At 70.7% G+C, this 17115-nt stretch carries 12 protein-coding genes; 8 read left to right on the forward strand and 4 right to left on the reverse strand.

What is annotated here, in order from left to right; genetic code table 11:
• Positions 1 to 108: 108 nt before the first annotated feature.
• On the reverse strand, positions 109 to 2385 hold the full coding sequence (locus AC5020_RS15040) for a bifunctional alpha,alpha-trehalose-phosphate synthase (UDP-forming)/trehalose-phosphatase (RefSeq protein WP_377794170.1): 2277 nt from the start codon (positions 2383 to 2385) through the stop codon (positions 109 to 111).
• 328 nt (positions 2386 to 2713) lie between these two features.
• Here AC5020_RS15040 and lysA point away from each other — a divergent pair, with 328 nt between their 5' ends.
• The 5 genes from lysA (at position 2714) to rho (ending at position 10174) form a co-directional block, all read left to right on the forward strand.
• Positions 2714 to 4129 (forward strand): diaminopimelate decarboxylase, encoded by a 1416-nt coding sequence (gene lysA / locus AC5020_RS15045; RefSeq protein WP_464988867.1) that lies wholly within the window; start codon positions 2714 to 2716, stop codon positions 4127 to 4129.
• A gap of 136 nt (positions 4130 to 4265) precedes the next feature.
• Positions 4266 to 5633, forward strand: coding sequence for a homoserine dehydrogenase (locus AC5020_RS15050; protein WP_377019758.1), 1368 nt, complete (start codon positions 4266 to 4268; stop codon positions 5631 to 5633).
• Between the two features lie 4 nt (positions 5634 to 5637).
• A complete protein-coding gene (gene thrC, locus AC5020_RS15055; protein WP_464988868.1) occupies positions 5638 to 6696 on the forward strand; it encodes a threonine synthase in 1059 nt (352 codons plus the stop codon).
• On the forward strand, positions 6693 to 7607 hold the full coding sequence (gene thrB / locus AC5020_RS15060) for a homoserine kinase (protein WP_377019760.1): 915 nt from the start codon (positions 6693 to 6695) through the stop codon (positions 7605 to 7607). Before thrC ends, thrB begins: the two co-directional genes overlap by 4 nt.
• Before the next feature lie 353 nt (positions 7608 to 7960).
• Positions 7961 to 10174, forward strand: a complete 2214-nt coding sequence (rho, locus tag AC5020_RS15065) for a transcription termination factor Rho (protein ID WP_464988869.1) — start codon at positions 7961 to 7963, stop codon at positions 10172 to 10174.
• A gap of 110 nt (positions 10175 to 10284) precedes the next feature.
• Here rho and AC5020_RS15070 read toward each other — a convergent pair whose 3' ends face one another.
• Genes AC5020_RS15070 through AC5020_RS15080 form a run of 3 tightly spaced genes read right to left on the reverse strand, consistent with a single transcriptional unit; the run spans position 10285 to position 13507 of the window.
• Complete coding sequence (locus tag AC5020_RS15070; protein ID WP_377019762.1) at positions 10285 to 11196, reverse strand: carbohydrate ABC transporter permease; 912 nt, start codon at positions 11194 to 11196, stop codon at positions 10285 to 10287.
• Entirely contained in the window at positions 11193 to 12182 is a 990-nt protein-coding gene (locus tag AC5020_RS15075) for a carbohydrate ABC transporter permease (RefSeq protein WP_377019763.1), read from the reverse strand. Before AC5020_RS15075 ends, AC5020_RS15070 begins: the two co-directional genes overlap by 4 nt.
• The gene (locus AC5020_RS15080; protein WP_464988870.1) at positions 12179 to 13507 is read right to left on the reverse strand and encodes an ABC transporter substrate-binding protein; all 1329 of its coding nucleotides are present in this window, start codon (positions 13505 to 13507) and stop codon (positions 12179 to 12181) included. The genes AC5020_RS15075 and AC5020_RS15080 overlap by 4 nt, the downstream gene beginning before the upstream one ends.
• Positions 13508 to 13738: 231 nt before the next feature.
• Here AC5020_RS15080 and AC5020_RS15085 point away from each other — a divergent pair, with 231 nt between their 5' ends.
• The 3 genes from AC5020_RS15085 to rpmE all read left to right on the forward strand — a co-directional run bounded on the left by AC5020_RS15085 (position 13739) and on the right by rpmE (position 17074).
• Entirely contained in the window at positions 13739 to 15751 is a 2013-nt protein-coding gene (locus tag AC5020_RS15085) for an aldo/keto reductase (RefSeq protein WP_464988871.1), read from the forward strand.
• A gap of 32 nt (positions 15752 to 15783) precedes the next feature.
• Positions 15784 to 16731, forward strand: coding sequence for a LacI family DNA-binding transcriptional regulator (locus AC5020_RS15090; protein WP_464988872.1), 948 nt, complete (start codon positions 15784 to 15786; stop codon positions 16729 to 16731).
• Positions 16732 to 16861: 130 nt separating this feature from the next.
• Positions 16862 to 17074 (forward strand): 50S ribosomal protein L31, encoded by a 213-nt coding sequence (rpmE, locus tag AC5020_RS15095; RefSeq protein WP_464988873.1) that lies wholly within the window; start codon positions 16862 to 16864, stop codon positions 17072 to 17074.
• Positions 17075 to 17115: the final 41 nt, after the last annotated feature.

Raw genomic sequence — 17115 nt, forward strand, 5'->3', positions numbered from 1 at the left:
GGCAACCGTCACCAGGGTGCCCGGGATCAAACAGGTCACGTGGTTGCGCATCTCCACGCGACGCTCAGGCGCGAAGGGCGGCGAGCGAGCCCGCTCGCCGCCCGCTCCTCAGCCCTGCGGCCCGCGCAGCTCGACCAGGCGCTGCAGCAACGAGCGGACCGCGTCGATGTCCTCGATCCGCAGCCGGGCCGCGGTGTCCCCGCCGCCCACCTTGATGCCGACGTCGCCCTCGCCGAGCTGGGAGAAGACGGACTCGTCGGTGACGTCGTCGCCCAGGTACAGCCACGCATCGGCCGCGCTGGCGCGGGCGAGGGCGTCGATCGCCGCGCCCTTGGAGGTGTGGACGACCGAGAACTCCACGACTTCCTTGCCGGGGGTGACGGTGACATCGGGGAGGGTGACCGCGTACTCCAGGGCGGCCTCGGTCGCGTTGATCGAGCCCCGCCCGCGCGCGTTGCGCGTGTGCAGCACGGCGGCCGCCGGCTTCGTCTCGACCTCGGCACCCGGATGCGCACGGGAGATCCGGTTCAGGTTGCCGGTGATCGCGGCGAGCAGGTCCTCCTTCTCGGGGGACATGGTCAGCGCCGCGGAGTCCAGCACCTCGGCCTGCATCCACGGCGGCAGCGCACCGACCTCGGCGCCGTGCGAGCCGACCAGCACCACCGAGCTCGGCATCGAGGTGTGGGAGTCGAGATTGCTCAGCGCCCTGCCGGAGACCAGCGCCACCGCGACGCCGGGCATCTCGGAGAGGTCGCGCAGCGCCATCAGGGCCTCGGGGTCGGGCTGGACGGCGTCGCGGTCGGCGACGATCGGCGCCAGCACCCCGTCGAAGTCGGAGGCCACGAGGATCCGCGGGACGGTGGCGAAGTCGCGCAGGGCGGACTCGACCGCCTCGGGGTCGCTGGGCTCGTCCCCGGTCAGCCGGATGACGGGCTTGGCCACCTGCTCGGGACGCCCGATCTGCTCCAGCTCGTGGAGGAAGGCGTGCGCCCAGGCCTGGACGTCGTTCTCCATCACCTGGTGGCGCAGGGAGCGCATCGACTCCTCCTGCTCCTCCGGCGGCATCGTCAGCGCCCGCAGGATCGCGGCCTTCAGGTCGTCGATGTCGTGGGGATTGACCGTCACCGCGGCGCGGAGCTCGTCGGCGGCGCCGGCGAACTCGCTGAGCACGAGCACGCCCTGGAGATCCGGACGGGAGGCCACGTATTCCTTGGCCACCAGGTTCATCCCGTCCCGCAGCGCCGTGACGAGCACGACGTCGGCCGTCATGAACAGGGCGGTCATGTCGCGGCGGTCGAAGGAGCGGTGCTGATACGACACGGCGGGACGACCGATCGAGGAGTGGTCGCCGTTGATCCGGCCGACGGTCAGCTCGACCTCGTCGCGCAGCTGCTTGTAGGCCTCGACCCGCTCGCGCGACGGCGTGGCGACCTGGACCATGACGGTGTCCTGGGGATCCACGGAGCCGTCGTCGAGCAGCTCGCCCCAGGCCTTGAGCCGGTGACGGATGCCCTTGGTGTAGTCGAGGCGGTCCACGCCCAGCACGATCTTCTGCGGATCGCCGAGGTCCTTGCGCAGCTGGACGGCCCGCTCGCGCACCTCCGGATCCTCGGTCAGCGCGGAGATCGAGGCGGAGTCGATGGAGATCGGGAACGTCTGGGCCACGACCTCGCGCACCGGGGCGGCGCCCAGACCGGGGACCGAGATGGTCTGCCCGTCCACGTGGTAGCCCAGCAGCTTGCGGACCGCCGCCACGAAGTTCTGGGCGTCGCTCTCACGCTGGAATCCCACCAGGTCCGCCCCCAGCAGCCCGCGCAGGATCTGGTTGCGCTTGGGCAGCTGGGAGAACAGCTCCACGGGCGGGAACGGGATGTGGTTGAAGAATCCGATGCGCACGTCGCTGCGCTCGTCGCGGATCATCCGCGGCACCAGCTGCAGCTGATAGTCGTGGACCCACACCGTCCCGTGCTCCTCGGCGACGGCCGCGGCCTCGCGGGCGAAGCGCCGGTTGGTGCCGACGTAGGAGCCCCACCAGGTGCGGTGGAACTCCGGATCGACGATGACGTCGTGGTACAGCGGCCACAGCGTGGCATTGGAGAAGCCCTCGTAGTACCGCTCGATGTCCTCCTGCTCGAGACGGACCGGGTAGAGGGACATCCCGTCGGCCTCGAACGGCTCGGGCGGCTCCCCGGGCGAACCGGCCCAGCCGACCCACGCCCCGGACTCCACCGTGCGCATCACGGACTCCATCGCGGTGACCAGGCCGCCGGGGCTGGTGACCCACTCGGTCGCCCCGTCGGGCAGGGTGCGGGTGTCGACCGGCAACCGGTTGGCGACCACCACCAGCTGGTGGCCGGGATCGGGACGGGAAGCGGCTGCGGGCACGGTGTCTCCTTCGCGACGTTCGAACGGGAGCGGCCGGGAAGCCCGCGCCGTCGCGCTGCCGGAGGGCGGCGGAGGCCGGCTTCCGCTCCGATATCGGGAGACTACCAAGTGCGATCACTCACCCGGGACACCTCGGCGGCCGCGCTGCCGTCTCAGCAGGCACGCTGACCAGCACAGATGCCCACCGACCGGCCGGACGGGCCGGCACGGCAGCCCCGTCGGCGAGCCCGCGGGGCGGACGCGGCTCCAGCGCCGGCCCGGCTCGGTCTAGGGTCGGGAGTCGCCGCCGCGCCCGCGACCGGCCATCGAGCAGACCACAGGAGCAGACATGCGCGCCCACGAGGCCGGAGCCCTCCACGGCAACGACGCCGCCCCCACCTGGCTGCCGTATCCCACCGACGTCAACACGCTGATCGACGGACTGTGGTCGGAGACCACCGTGCGCGGTGAGGACGGCTCGCTGCGCACCGGCGGCCTCAGCGTCCACGAGATCGCGGAGCAGGTCGGCACTCCCGTCTTCGTCGTCGATGAGCAGGACTTCCGCTCCCGCGCCGTCCGCTTCCGCGACGCGTTCGCCGGCGCCTTCGCCCATCTCGGCGGGTCGGGCGTGTACTACGCCGGCAAGGCGTTCCTGTGCACCGCGGTGGCGCAGTGGATGCAGGAGGAGGGGCTCGGCCTGGACGTCTCCACCGGCGGTGAGCTCGCGGTCGCCCTGCGCGCCGGCTTCCCCACCGAGCGCATCGCCCTGCACGGCAACAACAAGTCCGATGCGGAGATCCGCCGCGCACTGTCCACGGGCGTCGGGCGCATCGTCATCGACTCCCTGGCGGAGATCGACCAGGTCTCCCGTCTCGCCGGGGAGCTCGGCGTGGTCGCCTCGGTGATGCTGCGTGTGACCACCGGCGTCGAGGCCCACACCCACGAATTCATCGCCACCGCCCACGAGGACCAGAAGTTCGGGATCTCCCTGACCGCCGGGGACGCCCTCGAGGCGGTGCGTCGCGTGATCGCCCGACCGGAGACGCTCGACCTGGTGGGCCTGCACTCCCACATCGGGTCGCAGATCTTCGACGTCGGCGGGTTCGAGATCGCCGCCCGCCGGGTGCTGGAGCTGATGGCCCAGGTCCGCGACGAGCTCGGCCGGGAGATCCCCGCGCTCGACCTCGGCGGCGGCTTCGGCGTCATGTACAACACCCAGCACACCCCCTCGACCCCCGAGGAGCTGGCCGCCGGCATCGCCCGGATCATCGAGCAGGAGGCCGCGGCGCTCTCTCTCCCCGTGCCGCACGTGTCCTTCGAGCCCGGCCGCGCGATCGCCGGCCCCTCGACCCACACGCTGTACTCGGTGGGCACCGTCAAGGACGTCCACCTCGGCGGCCCGCATCACCGCGTGTACGTCTCGGTCGACGGCGGCATGAGCGACAACGTGCGCACTGCGCTGTACGACGCGGACTACTCGTGCCTGCTGTCCGGACGCGTCTCCGACGCCGCCCCCGAAGTCGTGCGCGTGGTCGGCAAGCACTGCGAGAGCGGGGACATCGTCGTCAAGGACGAGTACCTCCCGGCCGACGTGCAGCGCGGTGACCTGGTCTCGGTCCCGGTGACCGGCGCCTACTGCTACTCCCTGGCCTCGAACTACAACCACGTCCCGCGCCCCGCGGTGGTCTCCGTGCGCGACGGAGAGCTGCGCACGCTGATGCGTCGCGAGACGGAAGAGGACCTCCTCGCCCTCGACGTCGGCTGAGGAGCGGGCGCGGTCCGTGGGTCCGCGCACAGTTCTTCGTCGTTCATCGACGGTCACGAAGGACCCGTGACCTCCGATACAGTGCCAGAGCCCGCCCCCGGCCACCGCCGGACCGTGTGGAAGGACCACCTCACGCATGTCCCAGAGCTCTCCCGGCAGCCCGCCGTCACCGGCCGGCGCCGACACCTCGACCGAGCTGCCGACCCTGCGCGTCGCCGTGCTCGGAGCCGGCACCGTCGGCACCGAGGTGCTGCGCCTGCTCTCCCAGCAGGGCGTGGACCTCTCCCACCGCATCGGCGCCCGCCTCGAGGTCATCGGCGTCGCCGTGCGCAATCTGACCCGCGACCGCGGGGAGCACGTCCCCGCCGAACTGCTCACCGAGGACGCCACGTCCCTCGTCCAGCAGGCGGACCTGGTCATCGAGGTCATCGGCGGCATCGAGCCCGCCCGTACGCTCCTGCTGGAGGCCATGGCCGGCGGAGCCAGCGTGGTGACGGCGAACAAGGCCCTGCTCGCCCAGGACGGCGCGGCCCTCTACGAAGCGGCCGACATCCACGGCGTGGACCTGTACTTCGAAGCGGCGGTGGCCGGGGCCATCCCGCTGGTCCGGCCCGTGCGCGAGTCCCTGGCCGGTGACCGCATCCAGCGGGTTCTCGGCATCGTCAACGGCACCACCAACTACGTCCTGGACGCGATGACCCGCACCGGGGCGAGCTTCGACGAGGCGCTGGAGAGCGCGAAGGAGCTCGGCTACGCCGAGGCCGATCCCACCGCCGACGTGCAGGGCCATGACGCCGCCGCGAAGGCCTCGATCCTGGCCTCGCTGGCCTTCCACACCCGCGTGCGCCTGTCCGACGTCCACTGCGAGGGCATCACCGAGGTCTCCGCACAGGACATCGCCGCGGCCACCCGGATGGGCCGGACCATCAAGCTGCTCTCGATCATCGAGCGCATCGAGGACGAGACCGGTGAGCGGGTCTCCGCCCGGGTCTACCCGGCGCTGATCCCCGACAGCCACCCGCTGGCCTCCGTCTCCGACGCCTACAACGCCGTGTTCATCGAGGCCGACGCCGCCGGGTCGCTCATGTTCTACGGCCAGGGAGCCGGCGGCGCACCGACGGCCTCGGCGATCCTCGGCGACGTGGTCTCCGCGGCCCGTCAGCGCGTGCGCGGGGGAGTGGGCCCGCGCGAGTCGCGCTACGCCGAGCTCGACGTGATCGCGATCGACGACCTGCGCAGCGCCTTCTACGTCTCGCTGACCGTGCAGGACCGCCCCGGCGTGCTCGCCGAGATCGCCGGCACCCTCTCCGGGTACGGCATCTCCATCTCCACCATCCACCAGGAGCTGCTGGAGGGCGACGGGACCGAGCAGCAGGCGCTGGCGAGCATCGGCATCACCACCCACCGCGCCCTGGAGTCGGCGATGACCGCGTCGCTGGACGTCTTCTCCGCGACGGCGACGGTCCTCGGCATCGATTCCGTCCTGCGCATCGAAGGAGAATGACCCCATGGCACACCAGTGGCGCGGCGTCCTCGCCGAATACCGCGAGCACCTGCCCTTCGCCGAGGGCGATACCCTCCTGAGCCTGGGGGAGGGCGGGACCCCGCTGGTGCCCGCCCCGGCTCTGTCCGAGCGCGTGGGCGCAGAGGTCCACATCAAGGTCGAGGGACAGAACCCCACCGGCTCCTTCAAGGACCGCGGGATGGTCGCGGCGATGACCAAGGCCGTGGGCGACGGGGCGACCGCCGTGGTCTGCGCCTCGACCGGCAACACCAGCGCCTCGGCCGCCGCCTACGCCACCGCGGCGGGCATGACCTGCGCCGTGCTGCTGCCGCAGGGCAAGATCGCGGCCGGCAAGCTCGCCCAGGCCGTGGTCCACGGTGCCCAGCTGATCCAGGTCGAGGGCAACTTCGACGACTGCCTCGAGATCGCGCGCAAGCTCGACGCCGAGCATCCCGTCGAGCTGGTCAACTCCGTGAACCCGTACCGCCTGCAGGGCCAGAAGACCGCCGCGTTCGAGGTCAGCGACGCCCTGGGCCGCGCCCCGGACATCCACGTCCTCCCGGTCGGCAACGCCGGCAACATCTCCGCGTACTGGATGGGCTACCGCGAATACCACGAGGCCGGGATCACCGCCTCGCTCCCGGCCATGTGGGGGTTCCAGGCGAGCGGCGCTGCGCCCTTCGTCGCCGGCCACCCCATCACCGACCCCGAGACCGTCGCCACCGCCATCCGGATCGGTGCCCCCGCGTCCTGGACCCTCGCCCTCGCCGCCCGCGACGACTCCGGCGGCCTCATCGACGCCGTCACCGATCAGCAGATCCTCGATGCGCAGCGTCTGCTCGCCGCCGAGGTGGGGATCTTCGTCGAGCCGGCGTCCGCGGCCGGAGTGGCCGGCCTGCTCCAGCAGGCCGAGCGGGGCCTCGTCCCGGCCGGCGCCACGATCGCGGTGACGGTGACCGGCAACGGGCTGAAGGACATCGACACGGCCCTGTCCCAGCGCGACATGACCCCGACGGTGATCGGGGCCGACGTCAAGGCCGCCGCCGAGGCCATCGGCCTGTGAGGATCCAGCATCCCCGGGTCTCCGTGCGGGTCCCCGCGACCGCGGCCAACCTCGGACCGGGCTTCGACACGCTCGGCCTCGCGCTCGAGCTCTGCGACGACCTCGAACTCGAGGCCACCACCGGCGGCACGGAGATCCACGCCACCGGTGAAGGCGCCGACTCGGTGCCCGCCGGGGAGGACCACCTCGTGGTGCGCGCCCTGCGTCGCGGTCTGGACCACGCCGGCGCCCCGCAGGTCGGGGTGCGCCTGCGCACCGTCAACCGCATCCCGCACGGCCGGGGACTGGGCTCCAGCGCGGCCGCCACCGTCGCCGGGCTGCTGCTGGCCCGCGGTCTGCTCGCGGAGCCCGAGGCGCTCGACGACGCCGGCCTGCTGCAGCTGGCGAGCGAGTTCGAGGGCCACCCCGACAACGCCGCGCCGGCCGTGCTCGGGGGCGTCGCGCTGTCGTGGATGGACGCCGGCAGGGCCCGCGCCGTTCCTCTGACCCATGCCCCGGGGGTCCTCCGCCCGCTGGTGCTGCTGCCGACGGCGACGCTGTCCACCCACCAGGCGCGCGGGCTGCTGCCCGAGACGGTGCCGCGCGAGGACGCGGTCTTCAACGCCTCGCGCGCGGCGCTGCTCGTGCATGCGCTCGCCGGTGATCCCGCGCTGCTGATGGAGGCCACCGAGGACCGCCTGCACCAGGAGCAGCGTGCACCGGGGATGCCTCGCAGCCTCGAGCTGATGCGGGTGCTGCGACAGGAGGGTCATCCCGCGGTGATCTCCGGGGCCGGACCGTCGGTGCTGGTGCTGTCCGGGCGCCGATCCGAGATCGCCCCGCTGGTCCGCCGCATCGTCGACGAGCCCGAGACGTGGCGAATCGCCCAGGTCCCGGTCCGGGAGCGCGCTGCCGCCCCTGTGGTAGGTTGAGCATGCGTCCAGGCGGCATCGTCCGGCCATGAGCACTGCACGAAGACTGTGAGCACTGCGAACACTGCAGCCCACGCGTCGAGCAGGGTTCCGCGTCACGATGCATATCCCTGATCAGCGTCCCGCATGTTCGTCTGCGCTCCGCGCACGTCGTGCCGAGCAGGCCCGTGCACCGACGCCGACGCACCCCGAAGCACACCAGCAGGCCGATCACCGGTGCCCTGCACCGTGGATACGACTCCTGCTCGGACGAGCTGCTGCGGCACCCGGACCACATCGTCCCTCTGCCACGCAGCGGCACCCCCAGACCAGATCAGGACCGGCATCGGCCGGTCCGACAGGAAGGAACCCGGGTGAACGACACCACTTCCGGCGCAGATCTCGCGGCGAAGAAGCTTCCCGAGCTGCAGTCCATCGCGGCCGGACTCGGCATCAAGGGCGCCCGCCGCCTGCGCAAGGGCGAGCTGATTGACGCGATCCGCGGGGGCGGGTCCACGTCGGCCCCCTCCGCCGCACCCGCCCAGCAGAGCGCCCCGGCCCCGCAGGAAACGCCGCCGGCCGCCGCAGAGCCCGCCGCACCGGCGAGCCCCGCCGCACCAGCCAACGAGGCCGCGACGAGCGAGCCCGCGACCAGGGGCGGCACGTCGACGCGTGAGGCGCAGGAGGAGCCGGCCTCGGCCGCCGAGAGCACTCGCTCCTCCGGCCGCGGCCGGTCCCGCTCGCGCGAGCGGGACGAGAGCACCGAGGCCGCCCCCGACCTCGGGCTGGAACTGCCCGTGGCCAGCGCGGCGACCGAGAGCGCGGCTCGCCGTGACGAGGACCGCGGCCAGGGCGGGCGCCAGGACGATCGCCGCCAGAGCCGCCGCGAGGATCGCCGGGGTGGCGATCGCCGCGAGGACACCGCCGGCCAGGACCGCTCCCGTGACGACAGCGGCAGCGAGGACGACGCTCGCCGAGGCGAGGACCGCGCCTCCCAGCAGGACCGCGGCTCCCAGCAGGGCCGGGACCGTCGTGGTGACCAGGATCGCCGTGGTAACCAGCAGGGCGGGAAGCAGCAGGGCGCGGGCCAGCGTCGCCGCCTCGAGGACATCGAGCTGCCCGACCGTTCGGGTGAGGACGAGGACGACCGCGGCCAGGGCGGGGACAACGTCGACGACGATCGTCGCGGCCGGTCGCGCAATCGCAACCGCTCGCGCGACCGCAAGCGTCGCGGCCGCGGCGGCCAGAACGACCAGGGCGGCTACGGCAGCCAGGGGAACCAGGGCCAGGGCAACCAGGGCAACCAGGGCGGCCAGGGCAACCAGGATGGCCGCGGCGACCAGAACGAGGATGCCGAGCCCCGTGAGGGCGAGGAGCTGATGACGGTCGCCGGCATCCTCGATGTCCGGGACAACAACGCCTACATCCGCACCACCGGGTACCTCCCCGGGCCGAGCGACGTCTACGTGACCATGAACCAGGTCCGGCGCGCGGGCCTGCGCAAGGGCGACGCCATCACCGGCCAGGTGAAGCCGCCCCGCGGTGGCGAGGACCAGCAGTTCGAGCAGCCCCAGCGCCACGGCGGCGGACGCAATCGCCGCGGCAAGGGCGGTGGCGGCGGCAACCAGTCCAAGTACGCGGCACTGGTGCAGGTCGACACGGTCAACGGAATGCCCACGGACCGTGCCCGCTCGCGGGTGGACTTCGGCAAGCTCACCCCGCTGTACCCGGACGATCGCCTCCGCCTGGAGACGGCTCCGACCAACCTCGCCCCGCGCGTGATCGATCTGGTCTCGCCCATCGGCAAGGGCCAGCGCGGTCTGATCGTCGCGCCCCCGAAGGCCGGCAAGACCATCGTCATGCAGCAGATCGCCAACGCGATCACCCAGAACAACCCCGAGGTCCACCTCATGGTGGTGCTGGTCGACGAGCGCCCCGAGGAGGTCACCGACATGCAGCGCACGGTCAAGGGTGAGGTCATCGCCTCGACCTTCGACCGTCCCGCCTCGGACCACACGATCGTCGCGGAGCTGGCCATCGAGCGCGCCAAGCGCCTGGTCGAGATGGGCCGCGACGTGGTGGTGCTGCTGGATTCGCTGACGCGCCTCTCGCGCGCCTACAACCTCGCCGCGCCGGCCTCCGGTCGCATCCTCTCCGGCGGTGTCGACGCCTCGGCGCTGTACCCGCCCAAGCGGTTCTTCGGCGCGGCCCGGAACATCGAGCACGGCGGATCGCTGACCATCCTGGCCTCGGCCCTGGTCGAGACCGGCTCCAAGATGGACGAGGTGATCTTCGAGGAGTTCAAGGGCACCGGCAACATGGAGCTGCGCCTGTCCCGTCACCTCGCGGACAAGCGCATCTTCCCGGCCGTGGACGTCAACGCCTCGGGCACGCGCCGCGAGGAAGCTCTCATGGGCAAGGAGGAGCTGGCCATCATGTGGAAGCTCCGCCGCGTGCTCGGCTCCCTCGAGCAGCAGCAGGCCCTGGAACTGCTCATGGAGCGGGTCAAGAAGACCCAGTCGAACACCGAGTTCCTCATGACGGTCCAGAAGAACACGCCGAGCGTGAACGGCCGCAACCCGGACTGACCCTCCGGACGGCGACGAGCCACCCGATGGAGCGCCTGCTGTCATGTCCTGGACGGACATGACAGCAGGCTCTCTCTCATGGGGCGTCGGGCGCCGGGGCAGCCGGCACCTCAGCCCTTGATCGCCCCGGCGGCGATATTGGCGATGAAGTGCCGCGAGCCGATGATGAACACGCCGATCAGCGGGACGACGCTGATCAGCGCTCCCGCCATCACCATCCCGTAGTCGGTGAGGTACAGCGAGTTGAGGTTCTGCAGCGAGGTCTGCAGGGTCTGGCGCTCGGGATCCACGAGCACGATCAGCGGCCAGACGTAGTCGTTCCATGCGGTGATGAACGTGAAGATCCCCAGGAACGCCAGACCCCCTCGCAGCAGCGGGACGGCCACCCGCCAGTAGGTCGCGAAGAAGCCGGCCCCGTCGATGCGCGCCGATTCCACGAGCTCGTCGGGAATCGATCCGGCCGCCATCTGCCGCAGCAGGAAGATGCCGAAGGCGTTGGCCGCTCCCGGGACGATCAGGGCCTGCAGGGTGCCCACCCATCCCAGCTCGGACATGAGGATGAAGCTGGGAACCAGGGACAGGCTGCCGGGCACCAGCATCGTCGCGATCAGCAGCACGAACAGGGCTTTCCGGCCCGGGAAGTCGAACTTGGCGAAGGCGAAGGCCGCCAGCGAGTCGAAGAACATGACCAGCACGGCGCACGCGGTCGAGACGATGATCGTGTTCGTCAGCGACCCCAGCAGGTCGACGCTGGAGACGACGTTGCGGACGTTCTCGGTGAAGCTGGTGCCGAGAGTGAGCTTGGGCGGGTAGCCGAAGATCTCGCCGGTTGTCGACGTCGACATGACGATCAGCCAGTAGAACGGGAAGATCGACAGGAGCACGCCGACGAGCACGCACAGGTGCGTGATGAGTCCTGTGACTCGGCCCCTGGCGACATAGTGCTTCGTGCCCGGGCCGCGCGTCCTCTCCGCCGAGCCCGGGTCCGCGCTCTGATCGGGAACGGGAGTGAGAGTGGTCATCGGCGGGCCTCCGTCGTGGGGGAGATCTTCTTCGCGGGCGTGGGGCGGCCGGTGCCGTCGCCTCTGCCCGAGACCAGGCGCCAGTTGATGATCGAGAAGACGGCGGCGATCAGGAACAGTGCCCAGGCGATGGCTGATCCGTATCCGAAGTCGAACTGGGTGAAGGCCTGGTTGTACTGGTAGAGGACGATCGTCATGCCGGCCTCACCGGCGCCGCCGCTGTCACCGAGCAGGACTTGGGGCTCGGTGAACAGGCTCAGGCCGCCGATGGTCGACGTGATAACCGTGAACAGGATGATCGGCCGGAGCATCGGCACGGTGATCCGGAAGAAGACCTGCGCGAGATTCGCGCCGTCGACCTTCGCCGAGTCGTACAGATCGGTGGGGATCGCCTGGAGGCCTGCGAGGAAGATGATCGCGTTGTACCCGGTGAATCGCCAGATCACCATCACGGCGATCGTGACCTTGATCCCCCAGTTGCTGGAGAGCCACGGGACCGCGTCGATGCCCAGTGCCGTCAAGGCGGAGTTCACCAGGCCGAAGGTGTCGGAGAAGACCGATCCGAAGACAATGGCCATGGCGACCATCGAGGTGACGTTGGGCAGGAAGAACGCGACCCGGTACACCTTGGTGAAGCGGATGTTCTGGTGCAGCAGGAAGGCGATGACCATCGCCAGGAAGAGCATCGGCACCGTGGAGAGGAACCAGATGATGAACGTGTTGGCGACGGCGTTCCAGAAGCGCCCGTCCGTGAGCAGGTACTGGTACTGGGCGAGGCCGACGAAGGAGATGTCCCCCATGCCGTCCCAGTCGGTGAACGACAGCACGATCGAGAACACGATCGGGAACAGCCCGAACACGGCGAAGAGCAGATAGAAGGGGGAGATCGCCAGGTACAGCGGCAGGCGCTCGCGCATCCGTCGCCTCCGGCGGGCGACGTTCTCGCCGCCGCGGGACGTGGGTGCGGTGGTGGCAGTGGTGCTCATTGCTCCACCCCTCTCTTGGCCAGGACCTTCGCGGACTGGGTGAGGGCGTCCTGCCACGCCTGTTCGGGGTCCTTCCCCGCGGTCTCGACGTTGGTGATCTCGAGGGTGAAGGTCCCGGCGATCACGGTCTCCCAGGTGCTGATGAAGGAGGTCGGCACGGTCTCAGCGGCGGCGGAGAAGAACTCCAGCGGGTCCTGGTCGCCGAAGAAGTCGCCCGCGTACTGCATCGTCGGCTCGTCGAACGAGGCAGGTGTGGACGGGAAGAGCTGGACGTCCTGATAGGCGACCGCCTGGTTCTGCGGTGAGTTGACCCAGGTGATGAAGGCCAGGGCGGCCTCGGGGTCCTTGCAGGTGCGGGGGACGGCGGCGAAGGAGCCGCCGTTGTTGCCGGCCCGGACGGGCTGGTCCGCGATGCGCCAGGACCCTGCGGTGTCCGGGGCGGACTCCTCGAGGATCTGTGCCCACCAGGCGGCGCTGATGTTGCCCGCGGTGCGGCCGCTGGACCACGCGGCGTTCTGATCCGTGCCCCGGTCCCGGGGGATCCGGGCGGTGCAGCCCGCCTCGATCGCGGCGACCGTCACGTCCCAGGCCTGCCGTACAGCGGAGTCGGGCCGGTCGTACAGCGGCGCGTCATCGGTGTCGAAGTAGCGCTCGGGACTGGAGTTGAGGAACCCCTCGTAGATCGCCTGGGCGTCATTGACGAGGGCGGATTCGGCGGCGCCGTCGAGCTCACGGCCCAGTTCGACGAACGACTCCCAGGTCGCGATCGCCTCGGAGACCTCACCCGGCTCGCTGGGGAGCCCGGCCTGCTCGAAGACGTCCTGGCGGTAGTAGAACCCGGTGGGCCCGATGTCCAGCGGGAAGAAGCAGAAGCGGCCCGAGGGAGTGGTCCCGAGCTCCCACTTCCACTCGTAGAACTCGTCCTTGACCGCGTCAGCACCGAGTTCGGAGAGATCCAGGAAGAGGTCCTCGTTGGTGAAATAGAGGGCATTGTTCGAGTTGATGTACGTGATGTCGGGGATGTAGGCGTTCCCGGCCAGGCTCGTGCGCAGCTTCGTGTCGAAGTTGGTGCCGATGACATCGGCGCGCAGATGCCGGTCCGTGCCGGGGATCTGCTCTCTCGCCTGGTCGAGCAGCTGCGGGCTCGCGGAGCGATCCCAGTACCACATCACGAGCTGATCGGGATCGTCGGAGATGGACGGGTCGGAGCCGCAGCCGGCCAGTGCCAGCGGGAGCACCGCGGCACCACCCATCAGCGAACGGCGGGACGGCCCGCCCGGGAACAGGGACCTACGTGGTCGTCGTCGTGCGTGCGCGTCGCTCATGCACACCCTCCTCATCGAGTGGCGATCATGGACCGTGAACGTTCACGGGGTGACGCAGATCATGGCATCGGGTGACAGGGGCGTCAACGGTTCGAGGTCGGAGCGTGCTCGGAGGGTCGCGACACGAAGGGGTGTTCCGCTTGTCCTCGCGCCGGTGGTCGAGATAGCGTGACGGGGTCGTGAACGTTCACGGCTCCCCGGACATCGACCCCGAAGGACGACGACGTCTCCATGAGCACCACCTCCACCCCGTTCCGCTGGGCCGTCCTCGGGCCCGGCTCCATCGCCCGTCGCTTCGCCACGCAGCTGCCGTTCTCGCAGGACGGTGTGCTGGTCGCCGTCGGCAGCTCCTCGACCGAGCGGGCCCGCACCTTCGCCGAGGAGTTCCCGCTCCAGGAACCGGGGATCATCGGCGGCTACGAGGAGGTGCTCGCCTCGGACCAGGTCGATGCCGTCTACATCTCGACCGTCCACACCGGCCATGCGCGCCTCGCCGCCGCCGCGCTGGATGCCGGCAAGCACGTGCTGTGCGAGAAGCCCATGACGCCGAACTCCGGGACCACGATGGCGCTCAGCGACCTGGCCGCGCGCAGCGGGAAGGTCCTGCTCGAGGCCTATATGTATCGCTTCCACCCGCAAACGGTGCGCGTGCTCGAGCTGGTCGCCGACGGGGCGATCGGCGAGGTCACCCATGTCGACGCCTCCTTCGCCTTCGACACCGGCGGCCGCTCGGGACGCCTGTTCGAGACCGCGACCGCCGGCGGCGGGATCCTCGACGTGGGCTGCTATCCGCTGTCGTTCGCCCGGTTCGTCGCGGGCGCCGCACAGCGGACGGCCTTCGCCGACCCGACCGCGCTGCGCGGAAGCGGCACGATCGGGGAGACGGGCGTGGACGAGTGGGCGAGCGCCGAGGTGACGCTGCCGGGTGACATCACCGCCAGCCTGCGCACCGGGGTGCGACTCGCCGACCCGCAGACGGCGACCATCACCGGCTCCCGCGGCGTGATCCGACTGGACGACCCCTGGGGGCTGGGGGAGAAGCAGGTGATCGAGCTCGACGTGGTCGGCGAGCAGCCCCAGCGGATCGAGATCCCGTCGGCCGCCCCCTACGCCCTCGAGGCCGACGCGCTCGCACGGGCCGCCCGGGGGGACGAGGTGGTCCCGGAGGTGACGCTCGAGAACTCGCTCGGCCAGGCCCGGGCCCTCGACCTCTGGCGGGAGCAGATCGGGCTGCGCTACCCGTTCGAGGCGGACGACGCCGACATCCCCACCCTCACCGGCGCCCCGCTGGTCGCCGGCAGCGTGCAGTCCGGCCCCGCCATGACCTACGGCTCCATCCCCGGGGTGGACAAGAAGGTCTCGCGCCTGGTCATGGGCTGTGACAACCAGATGAACCTCGCCCACGCCTCGGCGATGTTCGACGCGTTCTACGAGATCGGCGGGACCACGTTCGACACCGCCTACATCTACGGCGGCGGCTACGTCGAGAGGCTCTTCGGGAAGTGGGTCCGCAATCGCGGCGTGCGCGACGACGTCGTGGTGATCACCAAGGGAGCCCACACCCCCCACTGCGACCCCGAGTCGATCACCCGCCAGCTCGAGGAGTCCCTCGACCGGCAGGGCACCGACCACGCGGACCTCTACATGATGCACCGCGACAACCTCGAGGTCCCCGTCGGCGAGTTCGTCGACGTGATGGACGAGCACCTGCGGGCGGGCCGCTTCCGCGCGTACGGCGGGTCGAACTGGACGCCCGAGCGCGTCGACGAGGCCAACGACTACGCGCGCCGCAACGGCCGCACCGGCTTCACGATCCTCTCGAACCACTTCGGCCTCGCCCAGGCCCTCGACGTGCCGTGGGCCGGCTGCGTCCACGCCACCGACCCGGACTCCAAAGCCTGGCTCCAGGAGCGCGGCATCGCCCTGCTCCCGTGGTCCTCGCAGGCCCGCGGCTTCTTCACCGGGCGCGCGCACCCCGACGACCTCTCGGACCCCGAGCTCGTGCGCTGCTACTACAGCGAGGAGAACTTCGAGCGTCTGGCCCGTGCGCGGACGCTGGGCGAGGAGCACGGCGTGCCCGCCACGGCCATCGCGCTCGCCTTCGTGCTCCATCAGAAGTTCCCGACGTTCCCCCTGTTCGGCCCGCGCAGCATCGCCGAGATGCGGTCGTCCACCCTCGGCCTCGGCGTGGAGCTCACCCAGGCCGATCTGGACTGGCTGGACCTGGCGTCCGAGACCCGGTGAGCGCGGGGGAGCGCCGGCCGACGATCTTCGACGTGGCCGAGCGTGCGGGCGTCTCCCGGCAGACGGTCTCCCGTGCCCTCAACGACATGGCCGGGATCAGCCCCGCCACCCGGGAGCGGGTGCTGGAGGCGGTGCGGGAGCTGAACTACCGGCCCTCCCGTTTCGGTCGCGGGCTGGTCGAACAGGGGCCGACGACGCTCGGACTGGTCATCATGGACCTCTCGAACGCGTACTACGCCGAGCTCGGCGCCGCGGTCGTGCGCGAATGCTCCACGCGCGGATGGAACGTGGTCCTGGCGGAGGCGGATCATGCTCCTCAGCCCGACACCGTGGCCACCGAGCTCGCCCGGCGCGTCGACGCGATCGTCGGCTACGGCGTGCTGACCAGCGGGATCCGGGAAGGTGCCGGGATGCCGGTGGTCCGGCTGGACGGGTCTGCGGATCAGGTCGACAGCGCCGGAGTGGTCGAGCTGACCATGTCCGGGGCGATGCAGGAACTGGCGGTGCACCTGCGCGACGTCGGCGTCCGTCGTCCCGTCGTGCTCGACCTCGCCGGCGGAGGCATCGGCGAGCGCGCTCGGGAGCTCGCCGCCGCCCTCGGCCCGCTCACCCAGGACTGCGAGGCGGCGATCCACGAGGTCGACGCCCGCAGCGGGCACCGCGAGGCCCTGGAACGAGCACTCGCCACCGGGGCCGACGCCCTGGTCGCCTTCAACGACGAGCTCGCGGTGCGTCTGCTGCGCACCCTGCACTCCATGGACGTGGCGGTACCCGACCAGGTGCGTCTGGTCGGCATCGACGGCCTCGAGATATCATCGCTGGTCAGGCCCGAGCTGACCACGCTGAGCATCGACATCGGGGCCCTCGCGCGGGAGACGGTCGAGCTGGTGGCCGGGATGCTGGAGGGGACGACACCGCTCAGCGGCGAGCAGGCGCATCGGGTCGTGCCCTATCGCCTCGAGGTGCGGGGCTCGACCTGAGGCGGCGATGTTGCACACGCCGCACCGCGATCCCTCGCGGAAGGGGAGCGGGCCGTGGCAGACTGTGACGTCGGTTCTGGTTCACGATGCCCGGCCGGGCACCGACCCAGCGACCCCGAGAAGGAGAGACATGAAGGCCGAGATCCACCCCCAGTACATCGAGACCCAGGTGACGTGCACCTGCGGCAACTCGTTCACCACGCGCAGCACCAAGACCGACGGTGCCATCAGCACCGAGGTGTGCTCCGCGTGCCACCCGTTCTACACCGGCAAGCAGAAGATCCTGGACACCGGCGGCCGCGTGGCCCGGTTCCAGGCCCGGTACGGCAAGAAGGACTCCTGAGTCACGACTCCGACGCCGGTGCGCGCCCCACGGCGTGCACC

The sequence above is a fragment of the Brachybacterium sp. SYSU DS0246 genome (assembly GCF_059391765.1).